General features: G+C 71.6%; 28 protein-coding genes. 18 read left to right on the plus strand and 10 right to left on the minus strand.

From position 1 onward, the window contains the following. Nucleotides 1-22 precede the first annotated feature (22 nt). Nucleotides 23-910, minus strand: coding sequence for a helix-turn-helix transcriptional regulator (locus C8E83_RS03415; RefSeq protein WP_147430071.1), 888 nt, complete (start codon nucleotides 908-910; stop codon nucleotides 23-25). 145 nt (nucleotides 911-1,055) lie between these two features. On the opposite strand from C8E83_RS03415, the gene C8E83_RS19815 reads away from it, so the two are divergent. The 7 genes from C8E83_RS19815 (at nucleotide 1,056) to C8E83_RS03450 (ending at nucleotide 6,759) form a co-directional block, all read left to right on the plus strand. After that, nucleotides 1,056-1,250, plus strand: a complete 195-nt coding sequence (locus C8E83_RS19815) for a ferredoxin (RefSeq protein ID WP_245981386.1) — start codon at nucleotides 1,056-1,058, stop codon at nucleotides 1,248-1,250. Beyond that, nucleotides 1,247-2,494, plus strand: coding sequence for an NAD(P)/FAD-dependent oxidoreductase (locus tag C8E83_RS03425; RefSeq protein WP_121368448.1), 1,248 nt, complete (start codon nucleotides 1,247-1,249; stop codon nucleotides 2,492-2,494). Before C8E83_RS19815 ends, C8E83_RS03425 begins: the two co-directional genes overlap by 4 nt. Beyond that, on the plus strand, nucleotides 2,491-3,732 hold the full coding sequence (locus C8E83_RS03430; RefSeq protein ID WP_121368449.1) for a cytochrome P450: 1,242 nt from the start codon (nucleotides 2,491-2,493) through the stop codon (nucleotides 3,730-3,732). Before C8E83_RS03425 ends, C8E83_RS03430 begins: the two co-directional genes overlap by 4 nt. Next, entirely contained in the window at nucleotides 3,729-4,742 is a 1,014-nt protein-coding gene (locus tag C8E83_RS03435) for an NHL repeat-containing protein (RefSeq protein WP_147430072.1), read from the plus strand. Before C8E83_RS03430 ends, C8E83_RS03435 begins: the two co-directional genes overlap by 4 nt. A gap of 28 nt (nucleotides 4,743-4,770) precedes the next feature. Further along, nucleotides 4,771-5,148: a YbjQ family protein gene (locus C8E83_RS03440; protein ID WP_121368451.1), complete on the plus strand. Its 378-nt coding sequence runs from the start codon at nucleotides 4,771-4,773 to the stop codon at nucleotides 5,146-5,148. A gap of 1 nt (nucleotide 5,149) precedes the next feature. Beyond that, on the plus strand, nucleotides 5,150-5,980 hold the full coding sequence (locus C8E83_RS03445; RefSeq protein ID WP_281270790.1) for a methyltransferase domain-containing protein: 831 nt from the start codon (nucleotides 5,150-5,152) through the stop codon (nucleotides 5,978-5,980). A gap of 110 nt (nucleotides 5,981-6,090) precedes the next feature. Continuing rightward, complete coding sequence (locus tag C8E83_RS03450) at nucleotides 6,091-6,759, plus strand: TMEM175 family protein (RefSeq protein ID WP_121368452.1); 669 nt, start codon at nucleotides 6,091-6,093, stop codon at nucleotides 6,757-6,759. On the opposite strand, the gene C8E83_RS03455 is transcribed toward C8E83_RS03450, so the two are convergent. Continuing rightward, nucleotides 6,746-7,951 carry an MFS transporter gene (locus tag C8E83_RS03455; RefSeq protein ID WP_121371711.1) on the minus strand — a complete coding sequence of 402 codons (1,206 nt, stop codon included), beginning with the start codon at nucleotides 7,949-7,951 and terminating at the stop codon, nucleotides 6,746-6,748. The genes C8E83_RS03450 and C8E83_RS03455 overlap by 14 nt on opposite strands. 72 nt (nucleotides 7,952-8,023) lie before the next feature. Between C8E83_RS03455 and nadE the strand changes: the two genes are divergently transcribed. Then, nucleotides 8,024-8,851, plus strand: coding sequence for an ammonia-dependent NAD(+) synthetase (gene nadE / locus C8E83_RS03460; protein WP_121368453.1), 828 nt, complete (start codon nucleotides 8,024-8,026; stop codon nucleotides 8,849-8,851). A 72-nt stretch (nucleotides 8,852-8,923) separates the two neighbouring features. Here nadE and C8E83_RS03465 read toward each other — a convergent pair whose 3' ends face one another. From C8E83_RS03465 to C8E83_RS03475, 3 genes are read right to left on the minus strand one after another with little or no spacing between them, the layout of a single operon-like run. Continuing rightward, nucleotides 8,924-10,405, minus strand: a complete 1,482-nt coding sequence (locus tag C8E83_RS03465) for an MFS transporter (RefSeq protein WP_121368454.1) — start codon at nucleotides 10,403-10,405, stop codon at nucleotides 8,924-8,926. Beyond that, nucleotides 10,402-11,754 (minus strand): M20/M25/M40 family metallo-hydrolase, encoded by a 1,353-nt coding sequence (locus C8E83_RS03470; RefSeq protein WP_245981389.1) that lies wholly within the window; start codon nucleotides 11,752-11,754, stop codon nucleotides 10,402-10,404. The genes C8E83_RS03465 and C8E83_RS03470 overlap by 4 nt, the downstream gene beginning before the upstream one ends. 7 nt (nucleotides 11,755-11,761) lie before the next feature. Further along, nucleotides 11,762-12,256 (minus strand): glutathione peroxidase, encoded by a 495-nt coding sequence (locus tag C8E83_RS03475; RefSeq protein ID WP_121368456.1) that lies wholly within the window; start codon nucleotides 12,254-12,256, stop codon nucleotides 11,762-11,764. A gap of 65 nt (nucleotides 12,257-12,321) precedes the next feature. On the opposite strand from C8E83_RS03475, the gene C8E83_RS03480 reads away from it, so the two are divergent. Beyond that, entirely contained in the window at nucleotides 12,322-12,861 is a 540-nt protein-coding gene (locus C8E83_RS03480) for a gamma carbonic anhydrase family protein (RefSeq protein ID WP_121368457.1), read from the plus strand. Between the two features lie 31 nt (nucleotides 12,862-12,892). Here C8E83_RS03480 and C8E83_RS03485 read toward each other — a convergent pair whose 3' ends face one another. After that, nucleotides 12,893-13,093, minus strand: a complete 201-nt coding sequence (locus C8E83_RS03485; RefSeq protein ID WP_121368458.1) for a hypothetical protein — start codon at nucleotides 13,091-13,093, stop codon at nucleotides 12,893-12,895. Between the two features lie 195 nt (nucleotides 13,094-13,288). Between C8E83_RS03485 and C8E83_RS03490 the strand changes: the two genes are divergently transcribed. Next, a complete protein-coding gene (locus C8E83_RS03490) occupies nucleotides 13,289-14,851 on the plus strand; it encodes an amino acid permease (RefSeq protein ID WP_121368459.1) in 1,563 nt (520 codons plus the stop codon). 114 nt (nucleotides 14,852-14,965) lie between these two features. Then, nucleotides 14,966-16,129: a mechanosensitive ion channel family protein gene (locus C8E83_RS03495; RefSeq protein WP_121368460.1), complete on the plus strand. Its 1,164-nt coding sequence runs from the start codon at nucleotides 14,966-14,968 to the stop codon at nucleotides 16,127-16,129. 90 nt (nucleotides 16,130-16,219) lie between these two features. Here C8E83_RS03495 and C8E83_RS03505 read toward each other — a convergent pair whose 3' ends face one another. Continuing rightward, a complete protein-coding gene (locus C8E83_RS03505; protein WP_121368461.1) occupies nucleotides 16,220-16,399 on the minus strand; it encodes a hypothetical protein in 180 nt (59 codons plus the stop codon). 104 nt (nucleotides 16,400-16,503) lie between these two features. Between C8E83_RS03505 and C8E83_RS03510 the strand changes: the two genes are divergently transcribed. Next, nucleotides 16,504-17,364 (plus strand): glycoside hydrolase family 16 protein, encoded by an 861-nt coding sequence (locus C8E83_RS03510; RefSeq protein ID WP_147430073.1) that lies wholly within the window; start codon nucleotides 16,504-16,506, stop codon nucleotides 17,362-17,364. Nucleotides 17,365-17,379: 15 nt separating this feature from the next. Further along, nucleotides 17,380-18,531, plus strand: a complete 1,152-nt coding sequence (locus tag C8E83_RS03515; protein WP_121368463.1) for an SLC13 family permease — start codon at nucleotides 17,380-17,382, stop codon at nucleotides 18,529-18,531. 4 nt (nucleotides 18,532-18,535) lie between these two features. Here the strand turns inward: C8E83_RS03515 and C8E83_RS03520 are convergent, their stop codons facing one another. Then, a complete protein-coding gene (locus tag C8E83_RS03520; RefSeq protein WP_121371712.1) occupies nucleotides 18,536-19,372 on the minus strand; it encodes a sugar phosphate isomerase/epimerase family protein in 837 nt (278 codons plus the stop codon). Between the two features lie 68 nt (nucleotides 19,373-19,440). Beyond that, on the minus strand, nucleotides 19,441-20,409 hold the full coding sequence (locus tag C8E83_RS03525; protein WP_121368464.1) for a magnesium transporter CorA family protein: 969 nt from the start codon (nucleotides 20,407-20,409) through the stop codon (nucleotides 19,441-19,443). A 109-nt stretch (nucleotides 20,410-20,518) separates the two neighbouring features. Between C8E83_RS03525 and C8E83_RS03530 the strand changes: the two genes are divergently transcribed. The 4 genes from C8E83_RS03530 to otsB all read left to right on the plus strand — a co-directional run bounded on the left by C8E83_RS03530 (nucleotide 20,519) and on the right by otsB (nucleotide 24,660). Continuing rightward, entirely contained in the window at nucleotides 20,519-21,400 is an 882-nt protein-coding gene (locus C8E83_RS03530) for a dihydrodipicolinate synthase family protein (RefSeq protein WP_121368465.1), read from the plus strand. 47 nt (nucleotides 21,401-21,447) lie between these two features. Then, the gene (locus C8E83_RS03535) at nucleotides 21,448-22,218 is read left to right on the plus strand and encodes a fructosamine kinase family protein (RefSeq protein ID WP_121368466.1); all 771 of its coding nucleotides are present in this window, start codon (nucleotides 21,448-21,450) and stop codon (nucleotides 22,216-22,218) included. 133 nt (nucleotides 22,219-22,351) lie between these two features. Next, nucleotides 22,352-23,875 carry an alpha,alpha-trehalose-phosphate synthase (UDP-forming) gene (locus tag C8E83_RS03540; protein ID WP_121368467.1) on the plus strand — a complete coding sequence of 508 codons (1,524 nt, stop codon included), beginning with the start codon at nucleotides 22,352-22,354 and terminating at the stop codon, nucleotides 23,873-23,875. Then, nucleotides 23,872-24,660 (plus strand): trehalose-phosphatase, encoded by a 789-nt coding sequence (otsB, locus tag C8E83_RS03545; RefSeq protein WP_245981391.1) that lies wholly within the window; start codon nucleotides 23,872-23,874, stop codon nucleotides 24,658-24,660. The genes C8E83_RS03540 and otsB overlap by 4 nt, the downstream gene beginning before the upstream one ends. Here otsB and C8E83_RS03550 read toward each other — a convergent pair. Beyond that, the gene (locus C8E83_RS03550; RefSeq protein ID WP_121368468.1) at nucleotides 24,657-25,256 is read right to left on the minus strand and encodes a DinB family protein; all 600 of its coding nucleotides are present in this window, start codon (nucleotides 25,254-25,256) and stop codon (nucleotides 24,657-24,659) included. The genes otsB and C8E83_RS03550 overlap by 4 nt on opposite strands. A gap of 45 nt (nucleotides 25,257-25,301) precedes the next feature. Between C8E83_RS03550 and C8E83_RS03555 the strand changes: the two genes are divergently transcribed. Next, entirely contained in the window at nucleotides 25,302-26,135 is an 834-nt protein-coding gene (locus tag C8E83_RS03555; protein ID WP_147430074.1) for a hypothetical protein, read from the plus strand. Nucleotides 26,136-26,158: the final 23 nt, after the last annotated feature.

Consider the following 26,158-nt stretch of genomic DNA (forward strand, 5'->3'; position numbering starts at 1 on the left):
AGTTGGCGAAGACGCGGGCCCGTCAGGGGCGGAGCTGGCCGGCGGCGTAGCGGCTGGGCGGCACCGAGAAGGTCTGCCGGAACACCCGCGAGAAGTACAGCGGGTCGGTGTAGCCGACGGCGCGCGCGACCTCCGACGCCCTCAGCCCCGTGGTGCGCAGGAGCCGCGCCGCCTCGTCCATCCGCACCCGCCGCGCCCACGCGAGCACCGACAGGCCGGTGTAGCGCGCGAACAGCCGCTCGGCGGTGGCGGGGGAGCACCCGCCCGCCTCCGCGACCTCCGCGACGGTCACCGGCGACGACAGGTGCGAGACGATGTGGTCCGTCATGAGCTCGAGCACGGCCGGGGCGCCCGCCTGCTCGGGGGCGTGCGACCAGGCCGCGGACTCCTGCATCACCAGACCGCCCAGCGACCGGTACGTCGCCTCGTCGAACTCGTGTCGCACGAACCTCTCGACCGCGTAGGTCGCGAGCGAGATGAGACCCCGACCGCTGGTCGACCGGGCCGACATCAGGATCGGGGGCTCCGCCGACCCCGAGCCCTCGCCCGGCGCCGCCGCCCGCCGGAAGGGCGCGTCGAGCAGAGCCTCGCCCGGCACGTACGCCACCCGGGGCTCCACCGGCACGGCCTCGTCGTGCCAGGGCACCACGTGGATCGTCCCGACGGAGAACGGACTCCGGTCGTCCGGCCGGTAGTCGACGGAGTGCCGCCAGGGCAGCCGCAGCACTGTTCCGCTCGTCATCCGGAAGTCCTGCGAGCCCGCCCGGATCAGGCCGGCACCGGTGACGACCCAGACGAACGCCACGCTGGCGACGACCTCGTGGCGGATGCGCTCGCCTGAGCGGAAGCGGTACCAGTTGGCGCTGACGATCACGGGGCCGCCGCGCGCGCTTCGTCCATCCTGCGTCATGAATTTGATGCTAGACCGTGGCGAGCCGTCCGCGTGGAGTGATCGGAACGTCCATGTTCTGCGAGGCGGTGCTCTGTCGCTCGACGAGCGCCGAAACCTAGTCTCGAGGCACCAGCGAATCAGCGACGATCGACAGGAGAGCCTCGTGCACGTCACGGCCAACACCAGCATCTGCGTCGGGGCGGGGCAGTGCGTCCTCGCCGCCGAGGAGGTCTTCGACCAGGACGACGACGGCATCGTGATGCTGCTCGACGCCGACCCCGGCGAGGCCCAGCACGCGGCCGTCCGGCGCGCCGCCTCGCTCTGCCCGGCGCGGGCGATCGAGCTCTCCGAGTCGTGAGCGAGCACGACGGCGACGGGGTCGTTATCGTCGGCGCGTCGATCGGCGGCGTTATGTGCGCCGAGACCCTGCGCGCCGAAGGGTACGAGGGGCCGATCACGGTGCTCGGTGCCGAGACGACGACGCCGTACAACCGCCCGCCGCTCTCCAAGCAGGTGCTGACGGGGGAGTGGACGGGGCAGGAGCCGACGATCACCGACCGCGAGCGCCTCGCCTCGATCGGCGTCGACCTGCTGCTCGGCGTCGAGGCCACGTCGCTCGACACCGCTCGTCGCGTCGTCACGGCGGGAGGCCGCGAGATGGCCTACGACGACGTCGTGATCGCGACGGGTGTGCGCCCGCGGCGGCTCCCCGCCGTGGCACGGCCGGCCGGGGTCCACGAGCTGCGTACCCTCGACGACGCCGTCGCCCTCCGCGAGGAGTTCGCCGCGCTCATCGCGAGAGGCCCGGCACGCGTGGTCGTCGTCGGCTCCGGAGTCCTCGGCTCCGAGCTCGCCGCCGCCTGCCGCTCCCTCGGCGCCGACGTCGCGCTCGTGGGACGCACGTCGTCCCTCCGCCTCGGCCAGGTCGGCGACCGTCTCTCCTCCCGGCTCGCGCGCCTGCACGCGGCGGCCGGCGTGACCCTGGTCGCAGGAGCCGACGTGGCCGCGATCGACGGAACCGCACGCGTCGAGGCGGTCCGCCTCGGCTCCGGCGCCACGCTGCCCGCCGACCTCGTCGTCGTGGCCGTCGGCTGCCTGCCCGCGGTCGAGTGGCTCGCGGGCTCCGGCCTCCACCTGGCGGACGGCGTCGTGTGCGACTCGTCCGGGCGTGCGGCCGACGGTGTCTGGGCGGTCGGCGACGTGGCGGCCTGGCGTGACGACGCGACGGGTGTCGCGCGCCGCGCCGAGCATCAGCAGGGGGCGATCGAGCAGGCGCAGGCCGTCGCCCGGCTCCTGGCGACCGGCTCGGCGTCGCCCCGACCGCTGCCCTTCTTCTGGTCGGACCTCCACGGCACGCGGATCCAGTCGTACGGCGACTTCGCCGGGGGCGGCCGGCTCGTCGCCGTCGAGGGCGACCCCGAGACCGACGACCGGTTCGTCGCCGAGTCGCGGGCCGCTGACGGGCGCGTCGTCGGCGTTGTCGGCTGGAACCACCCGCGCGGGTTCCGACTCGCGAGGGCGCGTGTCGGCACACGCCCCGACAACTCTTCTGTTTACCCGGCCGCCGACCTCGTCGGCGCAGCGAAAGGCTCCCAGTCATGACCACCACCGACCAGGCCGCGTCGGCCTGCCCGTTCCTCCGCGGCGCCATCACGATCCCGCGCGACGGCACCCCGCTGGCCCCCTCGCCGCTCATCGGCGAGCTGCGCGACGAGAACGCCGCGACGCCCCTCGAGTACGCCGACGGCCACGTCGGCTGGATGGTGACCCGGCACACCGAGGCGCGCGACATCCTCGCCGACCCGCGCTACAGCCAGCAGCCCATGCGGCTCCCGCTCGGAAAGGGCTACCCGCAGAGCGACAGCGTCGACATCGACGACGACGCCCACGAGTCGCTGCGGCTGTCGAACCTGCTCGGGCTCGACGGCGAGCAGCACCTCCGCATCCGGCGTGCCGTGCTCGGCCGCTTCTCGATCAAGCAGGTGCGCGGGCGTCGCGAGGCCGTGCAGGCGATCGTCGCCGACCAGCTCCGGATCCTGCTCGAGCACGGCTCGCCCGCGAACATCACCGAGGTGTACACCGAGCCCATCTCGGCTCGCGTCCACCGCCTCGTGCTCGGGATCCCGGAGGAGATGTTCGACGGCTTCTACCGGCTCTTCGTCGGCACGTCGACGACGCAGGAGAAGTTCGACTTCATCCGCGAGGCCTTCGCCCTGAAGCGCGGCCTCCTCGAAGGCGGCGCCGAGCGCACCGAGGACGTCTTCGGCGACCTCCTCGCCGCCGAGGCCGACGGCAGCCTGTCGACGCACGAGATCGAGGGCATCGCGCTCGTCCTCATGACCTCCGGCCGCGACTCGGTCGCCTACCTCATCGCCACCGCGACGACGGCGCTCCTCACCCACCCTTCGCAGGCCGAGCTGCTGCGCCGCGAACCCGAGGTGATGACGACCGCCATCGAGGAGTTCATGCGCTTCGGCGCCATGTTCATCACGCTCTTCCCGCGCACCGCGACCGAGACCATCGAGTACGACGGCTTCACGGTCGAGAAGGGGCAGACCGTCTCGGTGTCGCCGGTCGGCGCCAATCGCGACGAACGGCATTTCGCCGATCCGACCGAGTTCGACCTCACGCGCGACGCCGGTGGCCACCTCGGCTTCGGGCACGGCCCCCACGGCTGCATCGGCCAGCAGCTCGCGCGCATCGAGATCCGCGAGGGCGTCTCGCAGCTGTTCGAGGCCCTGCCCACGCTCGCCCTGGTGCACGCCGACCAGCTCGAGCCGCAGCAGTTCGCCTCCGACGTGCCGACCTACGCCGCGGGCGCGGTGGTGGTGTCGTGGTGAGCGGGGCGGCCGGCGCGACCGAGACGACCGGCGCCGCGACGACCGTCGGCTGGACCGAACTCTGGCCCGAGGGCGCCGCGAGCCCCGAGTGGTCGCACTCCGGCGCCGCCGTGCTCTCCGACGGCCGCTTCCTCTTCGCCGAGCCCGGCGGCCAGGCGCTCATCGCTCTCGACGAGACCACGGGCGAGGCGACGCGGGTCGAGACTCCCACCCAGGTCGGGCATGGGCTGACGGTCTCGAGCGTGGAGGGTCGCGAGATCGTGTGGATCGCCGATCCTGGTGACGACTCGGGCGGCAGGATCCTGAGGTTCGACTGGACCACCGGCTCCGTCGCCGCAATGCCCGACCCCCTCACCCTCGACGGTGGCCTCGCGGACGACGACCCACGCCTCGCACTGCCGTTCCGACCGACGTCGACCGCGGTCGTCGAGACGCCCGGCCCGCACTTCGGCGAGCTCTGGGTCGCCGACGGGTACGGCCGCAGCCTCGTGCACCGGTTCGGCGTCGACGGCAGCGTGCTCACGATCGACGGCCCCGACACCGGCGTGGCCTTCGACTGCCCGCACGGCATCGCCGTCGACACCAGGGCGCAGGAGCCGCGCATCGTCGTCGCCGACAGGCTCCACTCGCGCCTGGTGTTCCTCGATCTGGAGGGCCGGGCGGTCGGAGTCGTCACCGACGAGACGGTCGCGGGCTCGGCGGCGATGCGGCGGCCGAGTTCGCTCGCCCAGCGCGGCTCTCGGATCCTGGTGACCGACCTCGTGGGTGCGCTGCTGTCGGTCTCGCCTGAGGGCCGCATCGCCGAGGTGCTGCCGTCGTCCGTCGACGACGAGCGGCCGGGCTGGCCGAACGCGCTCGACGCGAGCGGCGCCACCGTGCGCCCGCCGCTCGTCGAGGGGCACCTGAACAGCCCGCACGGCATCGCCGTCGGCCCGGCCGGGCAGGTGTACCTCACCGAGTGGCTGCTCGGCGGTCGGCAGCTCCGCCTCGATCTCGAGCCCCCGGCCTGAGCGACGGGGCGCGTGCCACGATGAACCCATGATCATCGTGACGACGAACGACATCCCGGGCTACCGGGTCACGAACGTGCTGGGCGAGGTGATGGGGCTCACCGTCCGCGCCCTGAACTTCGGCGCCGGCATCACCGCGGGCTTCCGGGCCATCGGCGGCGGCGAGCTGCCCGAGTACACCCGCACCATGCACGACAGCCGCATCGAGGTGATGAACCGCATGGCGGGTGAGGCCCAGTCGCGCGGCGGCAACGCGATCCTGGCCATGCGCTTCGACGCGAACGCCATCGGCAGCTACACCGAGATGTGCGCCTACGGCACCGCCGTCGTCATCGAGCCGCTGCCCGCGACCACGCCGCAGCCGGCACCGGGGGCCTACCCCGCGCCCACCGGCCCCGCCGCCTGACGTGGCCGACGGCACCCCGGGCGAGTCGAGCCGGGCCGGCTCGGGCATGCGCTGGAGCCCGACGCAGTACGACCTCTTTCAGAGCCACCGCGCGACGCCCTTCTTCGACCTCACGAGCCGGATCAGCTCGCAGGAGCCCGGCCCCCGCCGCGTCGTCGACCTCGGCTGCGGGCCCGGCTCCCTCACCCGCACCCTCGCCGAGCGCTGGCCCGACGCCGAGGTCGTGGGGGTCGACTCGTCGCTCGACATGATCCGGCAGGCACGATCGCAGGCCGACCTGCCGCCGAACCTGTCGTTCGTGATCGGTGACATCGCGTCCTGGGAGCCCGGGCCGCGCGACGACGTCGTCGTGACGAACGCGGCGCTGCAGTGGGTTCCGGGCCACCAGCGGCTCCTGCCAGGGTGGTTTGACGCGCTGCCCGCGGGCGGCTGGTTCGCGATGCAGGTGCCGGGTTCGTCGACGAACCGGTCGCACGAGCTCCTGCGCGAACTCGCCGCCTCGCCCCGCTGGGAGCCGCTGCTGCGCGACGTGATCCGGCCGGAGGAGAACGTGTCGAGCGCCTCGGCGTACCTCACGCAGATGCTCGAGTGCGGTCTCGAGGCGACCTCGTGGGAGACCACCTACGAGCACCTGCTGCAGGGCGACGACCCCGTGCTCGAGTGGGTGCGCGGCACGAGTCTGCGGCCGGTGCTGACGGCGCTCGGCCCCGACGACCGTGCGGAGTTCGAGGCGTCGTACCGGGCCCTGCTCGCCGACGCCTACCCGACGGGCCGCTTCGGCACGATCTACCCCTTCCGGCGGATCTTCGCGGTGGGCCGCAAGCCCGCCTGACCCCGCCGTAACGCGACACAACGCGACACCTGCGACGTCTCGCCGCGTCGCAGGTGTCGCGTTGTGTCGCGGAAGGGCAGGGCGACCGGCCCGGCGGCTAGGGTCGACGCATGGCCGAACCACGAACCGAACGCGGGCTCGACCGCCTCGTCAACTTCTCCGACGCCACCGTCGCGATCGCGATCACCCTGCTGATCCTGCCGCTCGTCGACGTCGCCACCGAGACGCGCGACCACGACCTCGGCACCGTATTCCACGAGAACCTCGGCGCCCTCATCAGCTTCGTCGTGACCTTCGCCGTGATCGGCCAGTTCTGGACCGTGCACCACCGAATCTTCGAGTACGTCCGCGCGTACTCGCCGCGACTCATCGCCGCCAACTTCGTCTGGCTCGCCGGAATCGTGTTCTTGCCCTTCGCCGCCAACGTGCTGTCAGGATCCGACGGCCAGCCGTCCATCTCGGCCCTCTACATCGGCACGATGGTCGTGGTGACCGCCGCGGCGTTCGGCATCGACCTGATCCTGATCCGCCACCCAGAGCTGTGCCACCCCGAGAGCGTCGGCGACCTGTCTCTCGCACCGTCGCTGTCGTTCATCACGCTGCTCGTCGTCGCCGGGGTGATCGCCGTCGTGTTCCCGGCGATCAACCTCTACGCCCTGCTGATCCTCTTCCTCGGGCGCGAGACGACGAAGCTGTACGACCGGTGGCTGCCCCGGGCGGCGGCGGTCGGTCGGCGGGCGGGCGACGCGAAGGCCGAGGAGGGCGCTACGAGCGAGTGACCTTCGGGTGCGGGTCGCGCTTGGGGATCCAGCGGGCCATGGCCGCTGCTCCGGCGAACCCGACGAAGCCCGAGACCACGATGCCACCGGCGAGGCCGATGATGCCGGTGAACAGCGACAGGATCGCCGGGCCGACGAACGCGCCGCCGTCGGACAGCTCGCGCCACAGGCCGAGGAAGGTCGGGCGGCCCACCGCCGGCGACATGTCGGAGCCCAGAGTCTGAACGATGCCCGAGCCGATGCCATTGCCGAAGCCCATGAGGACCGACACCAGCGTGAGCAGCACGAAGCCGTGCGTGAGCGGCATCAGCACCATCGCCACGCCCATCGTGAGGCAGCAGGGGATCGCGATCCACTTGCGGCCGTAGCGGTCCATGACGAAGCCGGCCGGATAGAAGATCGCCGCGTCGACGACGCCGGCGATCCCGTAGATGATCGACGACTCGGTGGCCGACAGCCCGATGTGCACCGCCCAGAGGGGGATCACGACCTGGCGGGTCGAGCGGATGGCCGACAGCAGCAGGATCCCGATGCCGAGCGTGAGAAACAGCTTCCAGTACCTCTGGAGCATGCCGATCGTGGTGGCCTTCGCCGCTCCCGGGATCGGCGTGCGGTCTTCGACGAGGTCGGGCACGACGTAGGCGATGAATCCTGCGCCCACGATCGTCACCAGCGCCACCGTGTAGGCGCCGTCGATGCCCCAGAGGCCGATCGCTCCGGCGGCCACGAACGGTCCGAGGAAGGTGCCGATGCGCGTCGAGCCGCCGAGGGTGGAGAGGGCGCGCGCCCGCATGTGGGCGGGCACGACCTGGGTGAGGTACGACTGCCGGGCCAGGATGAACACCGAGCTCGCGGCGCCGACGAGCGCGATGCCGAGCGTGAAGACGACGAGCCCGAGCGGCAGCAGGCACAGCGCGAGGCCGATCGCTGAGAGCACGCTCGCGCCGATCATGGCCCGGCGTTCGCCGAACTTCGTCGCGATGACGCCGGACGGGATGTTCGTGACCAACGAGCCGAGGCCGAGCACCGAGACGATGAGGGAGGCGAGGGCCTCGCTCGCGCCCCGGTCGATCGCGCTCACGGCGACGACCGGCAGGAGGGCGCCCTGCGAGAAGCCGTAGAGCACGCTCGGGCCGAATGCGCCGAGGGCGATACGGCGGAGGGAGAAGTCGTCGCTCGCCGTGGTGCTCATCGCGTTCACTCTACGCCCGACTGTCTCGACGTCGAGACAGTTCTGGGTGTGCGGCGGCGCTACGCTCGACCCATGAGACCGCTGCAGGCACGCATCATCGACGACCTCTCCGTCCGCCCCGAGATCGACCCGGCCGCCGAGGTCGAGACTCGGGTGTCGTTCCTCACCGACTACCTGCGCACCACCGGCGCGAAGGGCCTCGTGCTCGGGATCTCGGGCGGCCAGGACTCCTCGCTGGCCGGCCGTCTCTGCCAGCTTGCCGTCGAGCGCCTGGCCGAGGGCGGGGTCGACGTCGACTTCATCGCGGTCCGGCTGCCCTACGCGGTGCAGGCCGACGAGGACGACGCGCAGCTCGCCCTCACGTTCATCCGGCCGAAGAACACGGTGACCTTCGACATCAAGCAGGCCGTCGACGGGTTCGCCGACGAGTTCGTGCGCGCCACCGGCGGCCCGATCAGCGACTTCAACAAGGGCAACGTCAAGGCCCGCGCCCGCATGATCGCGCAGTACGCGCTCGCCGGCCAGACCGGCCTGCTCGTCGTCGGCACCGACCACGCCGCCGAGGCGATCACCGGCTTCTTCACGAAGTTCGGCGACGGAGGCGCCGACATCCTGCCGCTCTCGGGCCTGTCGAAGCGTCAGGGCCGCGCCCTCCTCGAGCACCTCGGCGCCCCCGAGCGGCTCTACCTCAAGGCACCGACCGCCGATCTGCTCGACGACAACCCGGGCCAGACCGACGAGGCGAACCTCGGCCTCAGCTACAGCGACATCGACGACTTCCTCGAGGGCCGTGACGTCGCCGCCGACGTCGCCGAGAAGCTCGAGGCCCGCTACCTCGCCACCCGCCACAAGCGGAACGCGCCGGTGTCGCCGGTCGACGACTGGTGGCGCTCGGCCTAGCCTGCTACACGCGAACCGCCGAGCGGCCAACGAACCTCCGCGCGCGACGGTTCGTCGGCCGGACGGCGGTTCTTAGGAGCCCGGTGGCGCAGGAGCAGCGGCACCCGCCCTCGGTAGAAACGTCAGCGCCGCCGCGGCCAGCAGCGCCGCCCCCGCGCACACGCTCCACACCGTGAGGTAGCCCGCGAGCGACGCGGCCCCGGCGCGCGGATCCGCGACGCTTCCGACATCGGCGAGGGCGATCGCGAAGACCGACGACGCCACCGCCCCGCCGACGGTCTTGGTGGTGTTCGTCATGCCGGTCGCGAATCCCGTGCGGTCGGGCGGCGCCGCCGCCGCGGCCGCCGCGGGCAGGGACGCGATGATGCCGCCCGTGCCGATGCCGGCCAGCGCCATCGCGACGGTGACCTCGACGGCGGTGGAGTGGAACGGCAGGAACGTCGCGTAGCCGATCGCGACGACGACGCAGGAGCCGACGAGCGACTCCCGGTCGCCGATCCGCCGTGCGACGGCGGGCAGGGTGAACGCGCCGACGGCGAGGAAGATCACGTAGATGCCGGTCAGGATCGACACGAACGACGCGGACAGGCCGAGGCCGTACCCGGCGGCGGCGGGCTGCGCGCGCACGTAGGTCGAGAGGGGGATCTGGGCGCCGAGCACCGACATGCCGATGAGGAAGGCCGTCGCCTGCAGGGGCCACTGGGCGCGCGAGACGAGGAGGCGGACGTCGATCAGCGGCTCCTGCCGCCCCCGCTCGTAACGGGTGAACGGCCAGATCGCGACGAGCCCCAGGACGATCAGGGCCCACGGCAGCGGCGACGCCGGGCCGGCGAGGCGGATCACGACGAACCCGGCCATGACGAGGCCGAGCACGACGACGAGCAGGGCGAGGCCCACGCCGTCGAAGCCGGTTCCGGGCCGGCCGGGGGTGCGCTCGATGCCGATCCAGACCACGACGAAGCACACGGTGACAGCGAGGGCGGGGATTGCGAGCACCAGAGTGAGCGGGGCCGAGTCGACGAGGGCTCCCGCCGTGAGGGCTGCGGCGATCACGGCGATCTCGAGGGCGCCGACCAGGATGCCCGCCGCCCGCCGCGTCAGCTGGTGCTGGTCGGGCGACCCCGCGGTGCGCCGGTGGATGATCGCCACCTCGACCGGCAGCCACACGACGTAGGCGCCCTGCAGCGCGAAACCGGCGAGGAACAGCGGGAACGAGGGGGCGAAGGCGAGCACCCAGGATCCTGCGGCCGTCGCGGCCGTTGCGATGAGCAGCACCTGGCGGTGGCCGATGGCGTCGCCGAGCCTGGCCAGCAGGGGCACGGTGAGCGCCGAGAAGATGAGCTGCGACGCCTCGAACCAGTTCACGTCGGCGGTCGCGATGCCGAGCCGCGCGGCGATGTCGGTCCAGATGGGGGAGTAGAAGCCCTGCAGCACACCGCTGGCGAGTTCCACGCCGACGAGCACGCCGACCACGGCGACGAGGCCCCTCGAGGGTGCGCCGGGCGAAGGGTTCTGCCCGCTGCGACCCGGCGCGGGCAGCTGCTCCGCGCTCATGCCGGGAGGCTCTCGATCAGGCGGCGGTACCACCGCACCCCGTCGGCGAGGTCGGCGACGCCGAGGCGCTCGTCGTACGCGTGGATCGCCTCGCGCTGCGCCTTCGACATGCGGAACGGCGTGAACCGGTAGACCCTGTCGGCGATCCGGGTGAAGTGCCGTGCGTCGGTCGCGCCGAGCATGACGTAGGGCGCCGTCACCGCGTCGGGGAAGACCTCGGCTGTCGTCGCCTCGAGCAGCTCGAACGCGTCGTCGAGAGGGGAGACCGGGCACGGCTCGTTCTCTTCGAGCATCCTGATGCGCACGTGACGGTCGCGGATCGCGCGGCGGATGTGCCGTACGGCACCCGCCACGGTGTCGCCGGGCGCCACGCGGATGTTGACCCCGGCCGTCGCCTTCGACGCGATGACATTGAGCGCAGGAGCCCCCGCGAGAGTCGTCAGGGCGAACGTCGTGCGCGTCATGGCCGCCGACTCGGGCCCCGCCGCGATCAGCGCCCGCGCGACGACCGGGCGCATCGCCCCGGCGCTCGCCAGGAGCCGGGCGAGAGGACCACGCGCGTGAGGCGCCATCCGCCGCAGCATCTCGACCGTGGTGTCGGAGAGCGCCGCGGGCATGGGGGAGCGGTCGAGACGGGCGAGCGCACGGCCGATCCTCGCCGTGGGCCCGAGGCGCGCCGGGGTCGACGCGTGACCGCCGCGGCCCTCGGCGATCAGCTCGACCGACGTCACGCCTTTCTCGGACACCCCGACGACCGCGATCGGCGCCGCGACTCCCGGGAACGACTCGTGGGCGACCGCGCCGCCCTCGTCGAGGATGAACCACGGCGTCACGCCGCGACGGCGCAGCTCGTCGACGGCCGCGGGCGCGTCGCCGCCCGAGACCTCCTCGGTGGCGCCGAACGACAGCCACACGTCGGAGGTTGGCGTGAAGCCGTCGGCCAGCAGCGTCTCCGCCGCCTCGAGGATCGCCACGACCGCGCCCTTGTCGTCGAGGGTGCCGCGCCCCCAGACCGCGCCGGCGTCGACCACGGCGTCGAACGGCGGGTGAGTCCACGGCGCCGAGAGGTCGGCCGGGACGACGTCGAGATGCGCCATCAGGATCACCGGACGGCCGCCGCCTGATCCTGCCCACCGGAACAGAAGCCCGTGCTCGCCGATGCGGGTGAGCCCGAGGCGGGCGTGGACGAGGGGGAAGAGCCGCTCGAGCGTGCCGAGGAGCGCGTCGAAGGCAGCCGTCTCGGGTGCGTCTCGCGGCAGGCCGGCGACGGTCGGCAGCCGTACGACCTCGCGGAGTTTCTCCGCGACCGGGAGACCGGGCGCGACCGCGGGCGTCGGCTCCGTCGGCACGGCGGCGTCAGGCCAGCGCGGACTCGATGACCGAGACGATCTCGGGTGCGTCGGGCTCGGTGCGGGGGCGGAACCGGTGCACATGGCCGCCGGGCGTGACGACGAACTTCTCGAAGTTCCAGGTGATGCGCCCGGCCTTGCCGGCGGCGTCGGGCGTCTTCTTGAGCTCGACGTAGAGCGGGTGCGCCTTCGCGCCGTTGACCTTGACCTTCTCCATCATCGGGAAGGTGACTCCCCAGGTCGCCGAACAGTACTCCGCGATCGCGTCGGAGGTGCCGAGCTCCTGCAGGAACTGGTTGCTGGGGAACCCCAGGACCGTGAAGCCGCGGTCGCCGTAGGCCTTCTGCAGGGCCTCGAGCTTCTCGTACTGCGGAGCGAGGCCGCAGCGCGACGCCACGTTGACGACGAGGACCACGCGGTCGCTGAACGCGCCGAAGGTGGTGCGCTCGCCCCGGAGGGTGGTGAGCTCGATGTCGTCCAGCGTCGTCGCGTTCAGAGTCATGGGCCGACTCTACGACGCGCAGGGGACACGAGCGCAGGATCACGGACACATGTCAGGCTGTCGTCATGACTTCCGAACCCCTCCTCCTGCCCCTGGGCGACGACGCCCCCGACATCGCGCCCTCCGCCTGGGTGGCGCCCGGCGCCTCCGTCATTGGCCGCGCGACCCTGCACGAGGGCGCGAGCGTGTTCTACGGGGCCGTGGTCCGCGCCGACACCGACGCGATCACGCTCGGCGAGCGGTCGAACCTGCAGGACAACGTCTCGGTGCACTGCGACACGGGCGCGCCGACCAGCATCGGCACCGGAGTGAGCGTCGGCCACAACGCCGTGCTGCACGGCTGCACGATCGAGGACGACGTGCTCATCGGCATGTCGGCGACCGTGCTCAACCGCGCGGTCATCGGGCGCGGCTCGCTCGTGGCAGCCGGGACGGTCGTGCTCGAGGACACCGTGGTGCCGCCCGGATCCCTGGTCGCCGGGGTACCCGGCAAGGTGCGGCGCGAGCTCACCGAGGCCGAGCAGGAGAAGATCCGCGCCAATGCGGCGCACTACGTCGAGCTCAGCGCGCAGCACCGCGAGGCCTGGGCGGCGCAGGCGCGGTAGCGCCACGGACGTGTAGCAGCGCCGGGTGGCGTCAGAGGCTGCGGGGCCGCTGGCGGAGCGACTCGAGGGCCATGCCCCGGGTCGAGTAGCAGCCGATGAGCTGCGCCGAGGCGAGATGCGCCCCGCGAAGGGCGGCGTAGCCGTTCCACTCGGTGCGGATGTACCCCAGGGTCTCGCCCGCGGCGGAGACCTGCGTGAGGCTGTCGGTCAGGTGGGTCGTCGTGATCTCCACGCGTCGCTTCGTCGCGGTGCGGGATCGTTCCGGTCGTGCAAGTGTCACGAGAGACAACCTACGGGGCGACCCTTGCGGAAGTCCCTGATTTTCCCTGGCGATCCACAGAAGTTCATCCTGTGGTCTCATGTACCCCGATCGGGTCCACCCAGAGGCCGACTGGCGACCGGCCTGGAATATGGATACCGTGCCTTGATGACCTCCCCCACAACGGGGGGCACGCCTGCCCCCGACGCCGATGCTCCCGACTCCGACGCCTTCGCCACGAGCGACTTCAGCCACGAGCAGGCCGGATTCGAGAAGGGGCTGAAGCCCCGACAGCTCCAGATGATCGCCATCGGCGGCGCGATCGGCACCGGTCTCTTCCTCGGCGCCGGCGGCCGCCTCCACTCGTCGGGCCCGGCGCTCGCGATCGTCTTCGCGATCTGCGGCGTCTTCGCGTTCTTCATCCTGCGCGCCCTCGGCGAGCTCGTGCTGCATCGCCCGTCGTCGGGCTCGTTCGTCTCGTACGCTCGCGAGTTCTTCGGCGAGAAGTTCGCCTACGCGGCCGGGTGGATGTACTTCCTCAACTGGGCGATGACCGCGATCGTCGACACGACGGCGGTCGCGCTCTACCTGCAGTACTGGAGCGCGTTCACGTCCGCCCCGGGCTGGCTGCTCGCCCTCTGCGCCCTCGCGGTCGTGCTCACCGTCAACCTGCTGGCGGTGAAGGTCTTCGGCGAGCTCGAGTTCTGGTTCGCCCTCGTCAAGGTGACCGCGCTGGTCGTCTTCCTCGTCATCGGCATCGTCTGGCTCGCCTTCGCGTTCCCCGTGCACCACGACGGCCACGCCGTCCACACCGGCTGGTCGGTGATCGCGTCGACCGGCATCCTGCCGAACGGGCTCCTGCCCGCGGTCATCGTCGTGCAGGGCGTCGTCTTCGCCTACGCGGCCATCGAGCTCGTCGGCACGGCCTCGGGCGAGACGCAGGAGCCCGAGAAGGTCGTCCCGCGAGCCATCAACACCGTGATCCTCCGCATCGCGGTCTTCTACGTCGGCTCTCTCGTGCTCCTGTCGCTGCTGCTGCCCTACACGGCCTACAAGGCGGGTCAGAGCCCGTTCGTGACGTTCTTCTCGAGCCTCGGCAGCCCCGCCGTCGGCGACATCGTCGGTTCGCTCATGAACTTCGTCGTGCTCACGGCGGCGCTCTCGAGCCTCAACGCCGGCCTCTTCTCGACCGGTCGCGTGCTCCACTCCATGGGCATGAACGGGTCGGCGCCGAAGTTCACGACGGTCATGTCGAAGGGCGGCGTGCCGTACGGCGGCATCCTGCTCACCAGCGCCATCACGCTGCTCGGTGTGGTCCTCAACGCGATCGTCGGCGCCGGCACGGCCTTCGAGATCGTGCTGAACGTGGCGTCGCTCGGCATCCTGACGGCGTGGGGCACGATCATCCTGTGCCAGATGCGGCTGCGGGCGTGGGCGAAGCAGGGGAAGGCGAAAGAGCCGACGTTCCGTCTTCCGGGCGCGCCGGTCACGTCGTGGCTCACGCTCGCGTTCCTGGTCGCGGTGCTCGTGCTCATGGCCATCGACTACCCGATCGGCACCTACACGGTGGGCTCGCTCGTCGTCATCGTCCCGCTGCTGATCCTCGGCTGGTTCCTCCAGCGCGACCGGATCCTCGAGATCGCCAGGACGCGGGAGGGGCTGACCGGGCCGTTCCCGGTCACCGGGCGCGATTCCCAGCGGCAGGTGCCGAGGTCGCCCGACGAGCCCTGATCTCGGGCGAGCCCTGACGCCGTGACGTCCTAGCGCGGCGTGACTGCCCGCCCGGCCCGTCCTGCCCGGCTTCCGCGACGGGCGTCGTGCACCCCGTCTCGCTAGCGTGGAGCGATGCTCTGGATCCAGCCCGTCCTCGCGGTCGCGGGAGCCGTGGTCGTGGCCCTCGTGGTCACGGCCGTCGTCTCCCTGATCTTCCGCCTGCTCGCCCGACGCGAGGCCTGGGCCTCCCGGCTCGTCGCGCGGGTGAGGTGGTCGTTCCGCATCACCGTCCTCGTGGCGCTGGTCTGGATCGCGTTCACGTACTCGATGGACGACATCGCGCCGCACGGCTACCAGGGCGAGGCGATCGTCGCGCAGGCGTTCCGCGTGGCGCTGATCGTCGTGGTCGCCTGGCTCGTGGCATCGCTCGCCATCTTCTTCGAAGACCTCGGGCTCGCCCGCTACCGCCTCGACCTGCCCGACAACCGGGTGGCGAGGCGCCTGCGCACGCAGGTGCTCATCATCCGGCGGCTCACGGTGGCGGTGATCGTGATCGTGGCGGTCGGCGCGGTGCTGCTCGGGTTCCCCGGAGTCGAGGCGGTCGGGGCGAGCGTGCTCGCGAGCGCCGGCCTCGTGTCGGTCGTCGCCGGCCTGGCCGCGCAGTCGACCCTGTCGAACGTCTTCGCGGGCATTCAGCTCGCCTTCAGCGACCAGCTGCGGGTCGACGACGTCGTGGTCGTGCAGGGGCAGTGGGGGCGGATCGAGGAGATCACGCTGGCCTACGTCGTCGTGCACATCTGGGACGACCGGCGCCTCGTGCTCCCGTGCACCTTCTTCACGCAGAACCCGTTCGAGAGCTGGACGAGGCGCAACTCCGAGCTGATCGGCGAGGTCGACTTCGACCTGGACTGGCGGATGGCGCCGGGGGAGATGCGGAACGAGCTCGATCGGATCCTGCAGGACACCGACCTGTGGGACGGCCGCACGAAGGTGCTGCAGATCACGGACGCCGTGGGCGGGTTCGTCCACGTCCGCATTCTGGTGTCGGCGATCGACGCGGCCACGCTCTTCGATCTGCGCTGCCGGGTGCGCGAGGAGATGATCACGTGGATGCACCGGTCGAGCCCGCAGACGATGCCTCGCACCCGCGTTCAGATCGAACAGGTGCAGGAGCCCGCCGAGAGCCGCCCCGCGAAGTCGACCGCGGGCGCGTCGGCGCTCTTCACCGGGGACAACGCCGACTCCGAGCGCACGGCGCTGTTCACGCAGGCCATCTCGCTGCCCGAGGAGGGCTGAACGCTGCCCGAGGAGGGCTGACCGCTGCCCGAGGAGGGCTGACCGCTGCCCGAGGAGGGCTGACCGCCGCTCGGGAGTGAAGGCGGAGGATCAGTCGGCGTGCTCGGCGTTGTCGCGCACGTTCCCGATCGCGATGGCGGTCGACGCGGCCCAGCTCACCCAGAGGAGGGCGAGACGCCAGTCGCGGGGCCCCGATCGCGTCGCGCGCACGGCGGCGATGCCGCTGAAGAGGGCGCTGATGACGGCACCGTTGAACAGAAACTTGCGCACGCGGAACTCCTTGGGGTCGGTGAGAACAACGCTACCCGTCGACCGACCTGTCGTCCCCCGGCCGAGGACTATCGGCCGTGTCGCCCACCCAGTACGGTTGCCCGGTGCGACTTCGAGCCCAGAGACTCCTCGGCGCAGCCTCCGTGCTCGCCCTCGCCTCCGTCGGCCTCGGCCTGGCGGGTGCGCACGACAGCGCCCGCGCGGCGACGACGACGGCAGCGGCGGTCACGAATCAGGTGAACATGCCGACCGGCAACATCGCCTCGAACGGCGTCACCTGGAAGCCGGTCGTCTCGCAGGACTTCACGAAGAACGCCGCGCGCGGCCAGTTCTCGAAGGTGTACGGCACGGCGTGGGCCGGCTACTCCGGCTTTAAGGACACCTCGAACCGCGGCGTCTATGCGCCCGACAAGGTCCTCTCGGTATCGGGCGGCAACCTGAACTACTACCTGCACTCGACGAACGGCGTGGCCCAGGTCGCGGCGCCGATGCCGAACGGCTACTCGCCGCAGACCTATGGCCGCTACGCGATCCGGGTCCGGACCGACTCGCTGCCCGGCTACAAGCTCGCCTTCCTGCTCTGGCCGACGTCGAACAACTGGAACGACGGCGAGATCGACTTCCCCGACGGCGACATGACGTCGAAGATGTACCCGGCGTCGGCGATCATCGGCACGTATGACAAGAACGGCAAGACGGTTCCGACCTTCGACAAGCCGCCGCAGTCGGCCGCCCCGACCATGGGCACGGGCTGGCACGACGCGGTGATCGAGTGGACCAAGGGCCACGTCCGCTGGTATTGGGACGGCAAGCTCGTCGGCCAGACGACGAACACCGCCGGCGTTCCGACGAAGCCGATGCGCTGGACTCTCCAGGCCGAGACGGCGGTCGACGGCACGAAGCTGTCGTCGTCGACGACCGGCAAGGTCCAGGTCGCCTGGGTCGTCCAGTACAAAGAGTCGTAAGGCGCACAGCACCACGTGAAAACCGCGATTCTCGGCGGAGTCCTCTTCGCCCTCGGCATCGTCGCCGCGCTCACCGGGATCATCTCCGGGCCCGACCTCTCGGCCCTCGTCGGCCGTGTCGCCCCGATCCTGGGCTTCGTCGTCGGCCTCACCATCGTCGCCGACCTGGCGGCCGAGGCGGGGCTGTTCTCCTGGCTCGCAGGAGCAGCAGCACGCTTCTCGTGGGGCCGCGTCTGGGTGCTCTGGCTGTTCGTCGTGGTCCTCGCGACGGTCTGCACGGTGTTCCTCTCCCTCGACACCACCGCCGTTCTGCTCACGCCGGTCGTCGTGCTCGTCGCCCGCCGGGTCGGCGCGTCGCCGCTGCCGTTCGCCTTCACGACGGTGTGGCTGGCGAACTGCGGGTCGATGCTCCTGCCGGTGTCGAACCTCACGAACCTCCTCGCGCAGCACACGCTCGGTTCTCCTGCGCCCCTAACGTTCGCCGCGATCGTGGGGCCCGCGGCGGTCGTCGGAATCGTGCTGCCCCTCGTCGCCGTCGCCGTGCGCTACCGGCGCGAGCTCGCGGCGCGCTTCGACGCCGCTCCCGTCGAGCCGGCCGCCGACCGGGGGCTGTTCGTGGCGGCGGGAGTCATCGTGCTCCTGCTCGTGCCGGCCCTCGTCTCGGGCGTGGCGGTGTGGATCCCCGCCGCGGCCGCAGCGGTCCTGCTCGTCGTCGCCTTCGCCGTCCGCCGCCCGGGGGCGCTGCGCCTCGGCCTCGTGCCGTGGGGCACGCTGCTGTTCGCGTCGGGGCTGTTCCTCGTGGTGGAGGCCGCCCACTCGCTGGGTCTCGCACGGCTCCTGGGCACCGTCGTCGGCACCGGCGACTCGTTCGGGGCGCTCGTGCGGCTCGCCGGGGGAGCAGCGCTGTCGGCCAACCTCGTGAACAACCTGCCGGCGTACCTCGCGCTCGAGCCCGTCGGCGGGTCGACGCTGCGGCTCGTCGCGATCCTCATCGGCGTGAACATCGGCTGCATCGTGACGCCCTGGGCGTCGCTCGCGACCCTCCTGTGGCACGGACGGCTCACCGGCCTCGGCGTCGAGGTGCCGTGGAAGAGGTTCATGATCGCCGGCCTCGGGCTCGCGGTCGTCGCGCTGCCGCTCTCGGTGCTCGCGCTGCTGTACCTCTAGACCTCTACGCGGAGCGGCGCTGCGCGCCCACCTGCGGGAGGTGCCGCACGCGAGGGACGAGGGCGTTGCGGGCGAAAACGAGGGTCTCGCGCATCATGGCGACCCGAGCCTCCTGCGACCCGGCCTTGCGGGTGTTGATCTCGGCGATGATCGAGCCCGACCAGTTCCGCGCCGCGAGCTCGGCCAGCACCGCCTCGACCGGCTCGGCGCCGCGACCCGGAACCAGGTGCTCGTCGAAGATGCCGCCGTCGTCCGACACGCGCGAGCCGTCGCACAGGTGCACGTGCCGCAGTCGGTCGTCGAGGGCACGGGCGAGCTCGAGCGAGTCGCGGCCCGAGAGCGAGGCGTGCGAGAAGTCGAGCGTGGCGGCGTCGCAGTCCATCGTGCTGGGGTCCCAGCCGGGCGCGTACATCTTCATCGACCGGCCGGCGATCTTCCACGGGAACATGTTCTCGATGGCGATGGTCACTCCGTACCGGGCGCTGATCGCGCGCACGATGTCGAGGAACTCCTCCGCGTAGCCCGACTGCCAGCGGAACGGCGGGTGCGCCACCACCGTGGGCGCACCGACCGCGACGGCCAGCTCGGCGCTGCGCTCCAGCTTCACCCGCGGGTCGCGTCCCCAGACGAAATGCGTCAGCAGGAGCACGGGAGCGTGGATCGACAGAATCGGCTGCCCCGTCTCGGCCGACAGCTCGAGCAGTCTCTCGGCACGGTGCGTCGCCGGATCGTTCGTGACCATGATCTCGACACCGTCGAAGCCGACCTCGCGGGAGAGGTGGAACGACGACTCGAGACCGAGAGGGTAGGCGCAGGAGGTGCTCATGCCGACGCTGATCATGGCGACGACGCTACGGTCGCGAGGTAGCGGCACCGTGAACGTCATATGACGGTGGTCGGTATATCGAACTACAGCCAGTCGCGCTTCTTGAAGGAGAAGTACAGCGCGACGCCGCCGACCACGATCGCGACGCTGGACACGGCGAACCCCACCCCCGTGTTGTAGCCGGGGAACGGCACGTTCTGCCCGAAGAAGCCGGTCACCGCCGTCGGCACCGCGATGATCGCCGCCCAGCTGGTCACCTTCTTCATCACGAGGTTCATCCGGTTCGACTGGATCGACAGGTTCGTGTCGAGGATCGTCGACACCAGGTCGCGCAGGGCGTCGGTCTGCTCGGTGATCCGCAGGACGTGGTCGTAGACGTCCTGGAAGTACGGCCGCATGTCGCCCGCCTGACCCATCGCGTCGCTCCTGAGCATTGTGTTGAGCACCTCGCGCTCGGGCGTCACCACCCGCCGCAGCAGAACGAGGCTCTTGCGGAGGTCGAACGAGCGCCGCTGGACGTCCATCGTCTGCTGCCGCAGCTCGAACATGCCGTCCTCCAGCCCGTCGATCTGCTCGTCCAGCGAGTCGGTGCACACGTACTGCCGGTCGACGATCGCGTCGTAGAGGCCCCACAGCAGGTACGAGACGCCGTGCTCGACGAGGTCCTTGTTGTCGTCCCAGTGCTTCGTGACGATGTCGATGTCGAACGACGGCTCGTGGATCGTCACCAGCGCCCGATGCGTGATGAACGCCTTCACCTCGCTCGTCTCGAGCGTCGCCGAGTCGCCGGAGAACACCGTGTCGTAGAGCGTCGTGAACAGGAACCGGTCGTAGCGCTCGATCTTCGGCCGCTGCCCCGGCTCCAGGGCGTCCTCGATCGCCAGCTCGTGCAGGTTCAGCTCGTCGGCGACCTTCTCGAGGTCCGCGAGCGTCGGCGACACGAAGTCGACCCAGACGAAGCAGTCGCCGTTCTCCAGGTAGTCGCTGACGTCGTCGAGGGGGAAGCCGTCGCCGACGATCTTGCCGTCGCGATAGGCCCGGGTGCGTGACATGGCCCGATCGTAACCGTGCGCGGGCGGGAGACCTGCCAGCCGGGAGCGGCGGTCGCCTCGACCGTGCGGGTAGCGTGGCCCGCGTGATGAACGACGAAGGAGTCCGACGATGACCTGGGGCCGTCTCGTGTGCGCCATCACCACCCCCTTCGACGACGACGGAGCCCTCGACCTCGCCGCCTTCCGCCGCACGCTCATGCACATCGAGCCTCACGTCGACGCCGCCTTCGTCGCCGGCACCACGGGCGAGTTCCCCGCGCTCGCCGAGGCCGAGCGGCACGACCTCTTCACGACGGCCCTCGACGTGCTTGGGCCGGACCGCACGATCGCGCACGTCGGCGCCGTCGACGCGGTCTCGACCGTGCGGATCGCCGCCGACGCGGCCCTCAATGGCGTGACCGGCTTCGCCGCGATCACGCCGTACTATCTGCCGGCGTCGGTCGGCGAGGTCCAGGGCCACCTGGCGAGGGTGCGCGAGGCGGTCACCGGCACTCTCCTCGGCTACTTCTTCCCCGACCGCACCGGCGTCGACCTGGACGCGGCGGCGATCGCCTCGGTCATCGCAGGCGCGGGGCTCGACGGCGCCAAGCTGAGCGGTCGTGCATCCGGGGTAGTCAGCGATGTCGTGCGCGCCACGGCGTCGCTCAACCGATCGATCAGCGTCTACTCCGGCAACGACGGCGATCTCGAGGGCGTCCTGTCGCAGGGCGGCTCAGGCATCGTCTCGGGCTGCTCCACCGCCTTCCCCGAGCTGTTCGCCGAGGCCGCGGCCGCCCTCGACGACACCGGGGGCTGGGGCGCAGGATCCGAGACTCTCCGCGCCGACCTGTCCCACGTCGCCGCCCTCGTCGCCCCCAGCATCGGCCGAGTGAAGTACGCCCTGAGCGCCCGGGGCGTCGCCTCGACCGCCGCGCGCATGTCGGTCGACCCGCCGCACGCCGACGTCCGCAGCGCCATCGTCGACGCGGTCGCGGCGCTCACCCGCGCCTGAGCGCCCCCGCCTGAACGCCCCGACCGCGCGTCGGGCAGAATCGGCGGATGCCGACCTTCGTCAAGACGCGCGCCGAAGCCCCGCCCGGCTTCTTCGAGGCCGAGGCCGCTGGGCTCGCGTGGCTCGGCGAGGCCACCGCGTCCGGTGGCGCGCGGATCGTCGGCGTCGAGAGCGTCGCCCCGGGGCGCATCGTGCTCGACGCGGTGCGCGAGGTGCGGCCGTCCGCCGAGGCGGCGCGAGCCTTCGGCACGGCGCTGGCGGCGACGCACGCGGCGGGGGCGAGCGCGTTCGGCGCACCTCCCGACGGATTCGGGGGGCCGTGCTTCATCGGGAAGCGTCCGCTGGCGACCCGGCCCCGCGGCTCCTGGGGCGCCTTCTACGGCGCGCAGCGCGTCGAGCCGTATGCCGACGTGGCGCTCTCGGCCGGGAGCATCGACGTGGGGGAGCGACGCGTCGTCCAGGAGGCGTGCGAGCGGATCGCGTCGGGCGCGCTCGACGACGGCGAGGCGCCCGCGCGGCTCCACGGCGACCTGTGGAACGGCAACGTGCTGTTCGGCGAGGGTGGCGTCGTGCTCATCGATCCTGCGGCTCACGGAGGGCACCGCGAGACCGACCTGGCGATGCTGCAGCTCTTCGGCTGCCCGTACCTCGACGAGGTGCTCGCCGCGTACGACGTCGCCGCGCCCCTGCGCGCCGGGTGGGAGGAGCGGGTGCCGATGCACCAGCTGCACCCGCTGGCGGTGCACGCGGCGGGCTATGGCAGGAGCTACGGCATCGCCCTCGTGCGGGCCGCCCGGGCGACGCTCGCGCTGCCGTGACAGAAGACGGCTCCTGCGCCGGGGCGCGGACCCGCGGCCGTCGGCGCACGCTCCTGGGAGCCTGATAGCCGGCCGCTGATACCCTCGGAATCCCGGGAGAGGTTTCCCGGGAGAACGAGGGAGAACCCCCGGCATGGCCGATTCCGACCACATCCAGCACGAGACCTACGGCTTCGTCGTCGTCTCCAACCGCCTCCCGGTCGACCACACGCTCGACGAGAACGGCGAGCTGAAGTGGGAGCATTCACCCGGTGGCCTCGTCACCGCGCTCGAGCCGGTCATGCGGGCCAACGACGGCGCCTGGGTGGGCTGGGCCGGTCAGCCCGACCTCGAGGTCGAGCCGTTCGAGAACGAGGGCATCAACATCGTGCCCGTGCCGCTCAGCGCCGAAGAGGTGCAGCGGTACTACGAGGGCTTCTCGAACGACACGCTCTGGCCGCTCTACCACGACGTGATCTCGGCCCCGACGTACCACCGCGTGTGGTGGGAGGCCTACGTTAAGGTGAATCGCCGGTTCGCCGAGCGCGCCGCGTCGGTCTCCGAGCAGGGCGCGGTGGTGTGGGTGCAGGACTACCAGCTGCAACTCGTCCCGAAGATGCTGCGCGAGCTCCGCCCCGACCTCACGATCGGCTTCTTCAACCACATCCCGTTCCCCCCGCTCGGCATCTTCTCGCAGCTGCCGTGGCGCGAGTCAGTGCTCGAGGGGCTCCTCGGCGCCGACGTGATCGGCTTCCAGCGGGCCGACGACGCGTCGAACTTCTCGCGCTCGGTGCGACACCTGCTCGGCTACGCCACCACTCGGCCCTACATCGACGTGCCGGTGGACGACGACACGGCGTCGGTGTCGCCGGTACCCGTGCCGTCGCACGAGCGTCGCGGCCGCCGCGTCCGGCGCGTGCTGGCGAAGCAGTTCCCGATCTCGATCGACTCGCGCGGCTACGAGGAGCTCGCGCGCGACCCCGCGATCCAGGCCCGCGCCCGCGAGATCCGCGAGGGCCTCGGCAATCCGAAGACCGTGATCCTCGGCGTCGACCGCCTCGACTACACGAAGGGGATCCGGCACCGGATGAAGGCGTTCGGCGAGCTCCTCGCCGACGGTCGCCTCAGCGTCGAGGACGCGACGCTCGTGCAGGTCGCGTCGCCGAGCCGCGAGCGCGTCGAGGCGTACATGGACCTCCGCGACGAGATCGAGCTGACCGTCGGCCGCATCAACGGCGACTACGCCACGATGAGCCACACCGCGATCAGCTACCACCACCACGGCTACCCGCGCGAAGAGATGGTCGCGCTGTACCTCGCCGCCGACATCATGCTCGTCACCGCCCTCCGCGACGGCATGAACCTCGTGGCGAAAGAGTATGTCGCCGTGCGGCACGACAACGACGGCGTTCTGATCCTGAGCGAATTCGCCGGGGCGGCCGACGAGCTCCGCAGCGCCCTGCTGGTCAATCCGCACGACATCGCGAGCCTCAAGAACACGATCATGCGCGCGATCGAGATGCCGCGTCGTGACCGCGTCACCCGCATGCGGGCGCTCCGTCGCCGCGTGCTCGACAACGACGTGGCGAAGTGGTCGGCGTCGTTCCTCCGGGCGCTCTCCGAGGTCCGGCCTGGGCATCGCATCGCCGCGCCCGGCACGGGGGAGCCGGCGGCGTGAGCGACCAGGCCGCCGAGACGGCGATGGCCGACGCCCTCGGCCTCATCGCGACCACCCCGCACCTGCTCGTCGCCCTCGACTTCGACGGCACGCTGTCGCCGACGGTCGACAGGCCGCAGGAGGCGCGAGCCCTGCCCGACGCGCAAGACGCAGTGCTGCGCCTCGCGGCCATGCCCCACACGTCGGTCGCCCTCGTCTCGGGGCGCTCGCTCGAGAGCCTCGCTCACGTGGGCCAGGTGCCCGACAGCGTGCTGCTCGTCGGCTCGCACGGCGTCGAGTACCGGGTCGACGGAGCTTCCGACGTGGCCCTGACCGACGACGAGAAGGCTACGCGCGAGACGATCCACCGGGTCCTCGACGAGGTCGCCGGCTCGTTCGAGAACGTGCACGTCGAAGAGAAGCCGGCCGGCTTCGCGCTCCACACGCGACTCGCGAACGGCGACGACACCGCGGCCGCCGAGCGGCTCGCCCAGGAGCGCGTCGCGTCGTCGACGACCGGCGTGACCGAACGCAGCGGCAAGGACGTCCTCGAGTTCTCGGTGCGATCGGCCACGAAGGGCGACGCGGTCCGCCGCCTCCGCTCGATCACCGGCGCGACCGCGGTGCTCTTCGCCGGCGACGACGTCACCGACGAAGACGGCTTCACGGCGCTCGGCGCGGGCGACTTCGGGCTCAAGGTCGGCGCGGGCGAGACCGCGGCGGCATTCCGCGTCGACGGCCCGCCCGAGGTGGCGCACCTGCTCGACGACCTCGCGGAGCTCCGCGCGCACCTCGGTCGCGCCTAGGGCGTGTCTCTGAAATCGCGGCGACCCGCCTCGACCGCCGCCTCCTCGATCCTCGCCCGGTAGTCGGCCCACTCGACCGTCGTGCGACCGGGGATGTTGCCGTCGCCCGGCCGTCGCCCGACCTCGCCGTCGATCTGCTCGCGGAGGATGTCGGCGTGACCGGCATGCCGCGCGGTCTCGGCGATCAGGTGCACCAGGATCCGGTGAAGCGTGACCGACCGCTGCCCCTCCTCCCACCACGGCACCTCGCCCACCGCGTCGAGCGGCAGCGCTTCGATCGTGGCGTCGGCGTGCTCCGCCGACAGCCGATGGAGCTCGAGCACGTCGGCGACCGTCTCGTCGCCCCTGGCCCACATGTCGTCGTCCTCCAGGCCGCCGGGGAGGTCCCACGGAGCGGCCACGCCGGACGGGCGCCCGAAGACGACCCCGAGGTACTCCAGCTGCACGCTCGCGACGTGCTTGATCAGCCCGAGCAGGTTGGTTCCCGTCGGCGTCAGCGGTCGATGCGCGTCGTACTCGCCGAGCCCGTCGATCTTCCCGGCGAGGCCGGCTCGGGCTTGCCGGAGGTAGTCGTGCAGAGTCGTCTTCTCGTCCATCCCTCCACCCTGGCCCTCCCGGCCGCGCAGGCCTACCATTCCGGTATGACGCCGCGGGGCGGGACACCGACGGCACATCCCGACGACGACGAGCGGGATGCGCGGCATCGCCACGACCTCGAGGCGCGCGTGTACGGGGGCGGGGAGGTCTCGCGGGCCGACGTCGACGAGCTGCGCAGGGTCTTGGCCGCCACGGGGAGCGGGGTGCGTGCGCACGAGCGGTCGGTCGTGGAGGGCGTCGCCGATCCTGCGCCCGGAGTCGGAGGGGCGGTCGGCGCGACCGAGGCGCACAACGTCTTCGTCGACCGCGTCACGCACCACCCGCGGCTGTGGCTGGCCGGGGGAGTCGTCGCCGTCGTGCTGGTCGCCGCCGTCTCGGCGGTCATCGCGTCCGGGGTGACGCGGGCCGGCGTGGAGGCGGCGGCGGACCCGATGCCGACGACCGAGGTGATCGGCAGCCCTCCCACGGTGACGAACGACGGGCCGGCGGCCGAGGCGGCCGCGCTCGGGGCCCAGTACTTCGCGGCGCCCCAGGGCCGCGACGACCACCCGGGCCTGCACCTGCACGGCATCGTCGCCTCGTCGACGCACCGAGTGCTCACCCAGTTCGGCCCGGGGTCGGCACAGACGCGAGTGTGGGTGGCGCAGGCCGACGACGGCTCGTTCTGCCTGATCATGGCCGTCGACCCCGACCGCGGCGCCTCGTCGTGCACGCCGGAGGAGGACGTCGTCGCGACGGGCGTGCGCCTCGACATGCTCGTGCCCGGCGGCGGCTCGATCGACGTCTCGTGGGACCTCTCGTCGGGCCTGCTCGCCTTCTCGCCCTACCCGGAGGGCGTGAGGATCGACGACTCGGGCAGCGCGGCCGGAACCGAGTAAAACAACGTCCGTCACGCCCTCTA

Source organism: Frondihabitans australicus (assembly GCF_003634555.1).
GTDB lineage: Bacteria > Actinomycetota > Actinomycetes > Actinomycetales > Microbacteriaceae > Frondihabitans > Frondihabitans australicus.

What these genes read in the sequence shown, in the direction of transcription:
- C8E83_RS03415 (WP_147430071.1), bottom strand. Translation starts at nt 910, where the DNA reads ATGACGCAGGATGGACGAAGCGCGCGCGGCGGCCCCGTGATCGTCAGC.
- C8E83_RS03430 (WP_121368449.1), top strand. Translation starts at nt 2,491, where the DNA reads ATGACCACCACCGACCAGGCCGCGTCGGCCTGCCCGTTCCTCCGCGGC.
- C8E83_RS03440 (WP_121368451.1), top strand. Translation starts at nt 4,771, where the DNA reads ATGATCATCGTGACGACGAACGACATCCCGGGCTACCGGGTCACGAAC.
- C8E83_RS03450 (WP_121368452.1), top strand. Translation starts at nt 6,091, where the DNA reads ATGGCCGAACCACGAACCGAACGCGGGCTCGACCGCCTCGTCAACTTC.
- C8E83_RS03455 (WP_121371711.1), bottom strand. Translation starts at nt 7,951, where the DNA reads ATGAGCACCACGGCGAGCGACGACTTCTCCCTCCGCCGTATCGCCCTC.
- nadE (WP_121368453.1), top strand. Translation starts at nt 8,024, where the DNA reads ATGAGACCGCTGCAGGCACGCATCATCGACGACCTCTCCGTCCGCCCC.
- C8E83_RS03465 (WP_121368454.1), bottom strand. Translation starts at nt 10,405, where the DNA reads ATGAGCGCGGAGCAGCTGCCCGCGCCGGGTCGCAGCGGGCAGAACCCT.
- C8E83_RS03475 (WP_121368456.1), bottom strand. Translation starts at nt 12,256, where the DNA reads ATGACTCTGAACGCGACGACGCTGGACGACATCGAGCTCACCACCCTC.
- C8E83_RS03480 (WP_121368457.1), top strand. Translation starts at nt 12,322, where the DNA reads ATGACTTCCGAACCCCTCCTCCTGCCCCTGGGCGACGACGCCCCCGAC.
- C8E83_RS03490 (WP_121368459.1), top strand. Translation starts at nt 13,289, where the DNA reads ATGACCTCCCCCACAACGGGGGGCACGCCTGCCCCCGACGCCGATGCT.
- C8E83_RS03495 (WP_121368460.1), top strand. Translation starts at nt 14,966, where the DNA reads ATGCTCTGGATCCAGCCCGTCCTCGCGGTCGCGGGAGCCGTGGTCGTG.
- C8E83_RS03520 (WP_121371712.1), bottom strand. Translation starts at nt 19,372, where the DNA reads ATGATCAGCGTCGGCATGAGCACCTCCTGCGCCTACCCTCTCGGTCTC.
- C8E83_RS03525 (WP_121368464.1), bottom strand. Translation starts at nt 20,409, where the DNA reads ATGTCACGCACCCGGGCCTATCGCGACGGCAAGATCGTCGGCGACGGC.
- C8E83_RS03530 (WP_121368465.1), top strand. Translation starts at nt 20,519, where the DNA reads ATGACCTGGGGCCGTCTCGTGTGCGCCATCACCACCCCCTTCGACGAC.
- C8E83_RS03535 (WP_121368466.1), top strand. Translation starts at nt 21,448, where the DNA reads ATGCCGACCTTCGTCAAGACGCGCGCCGAAGCCCCGCCCGGCTTCTTC.
- C8E83_RS03540 (WP_121368467.1), top strand. Translation starts at nt 22,352, where the DNA reads ATGGCCGATTCCGACCACATCCAGCACGAGACCTACGGCTTCGTCGTC.
- C8E83_RS03550 (WP_121368468.1), bottom strand. Translation starts at nt 25,256, where the DNA reads ATGGACGAGAAGACGACTCTGCACGACTACCTCCGGCAAGCCCGAGCC.
- C8E83_RS03555 (WP_147430074.1), top strand. Translation starts at nt 25,302, where the DNA reads ATGACGCCGCGGGGCGGGACACCGACGGCACATCCCGACGACGACGAG.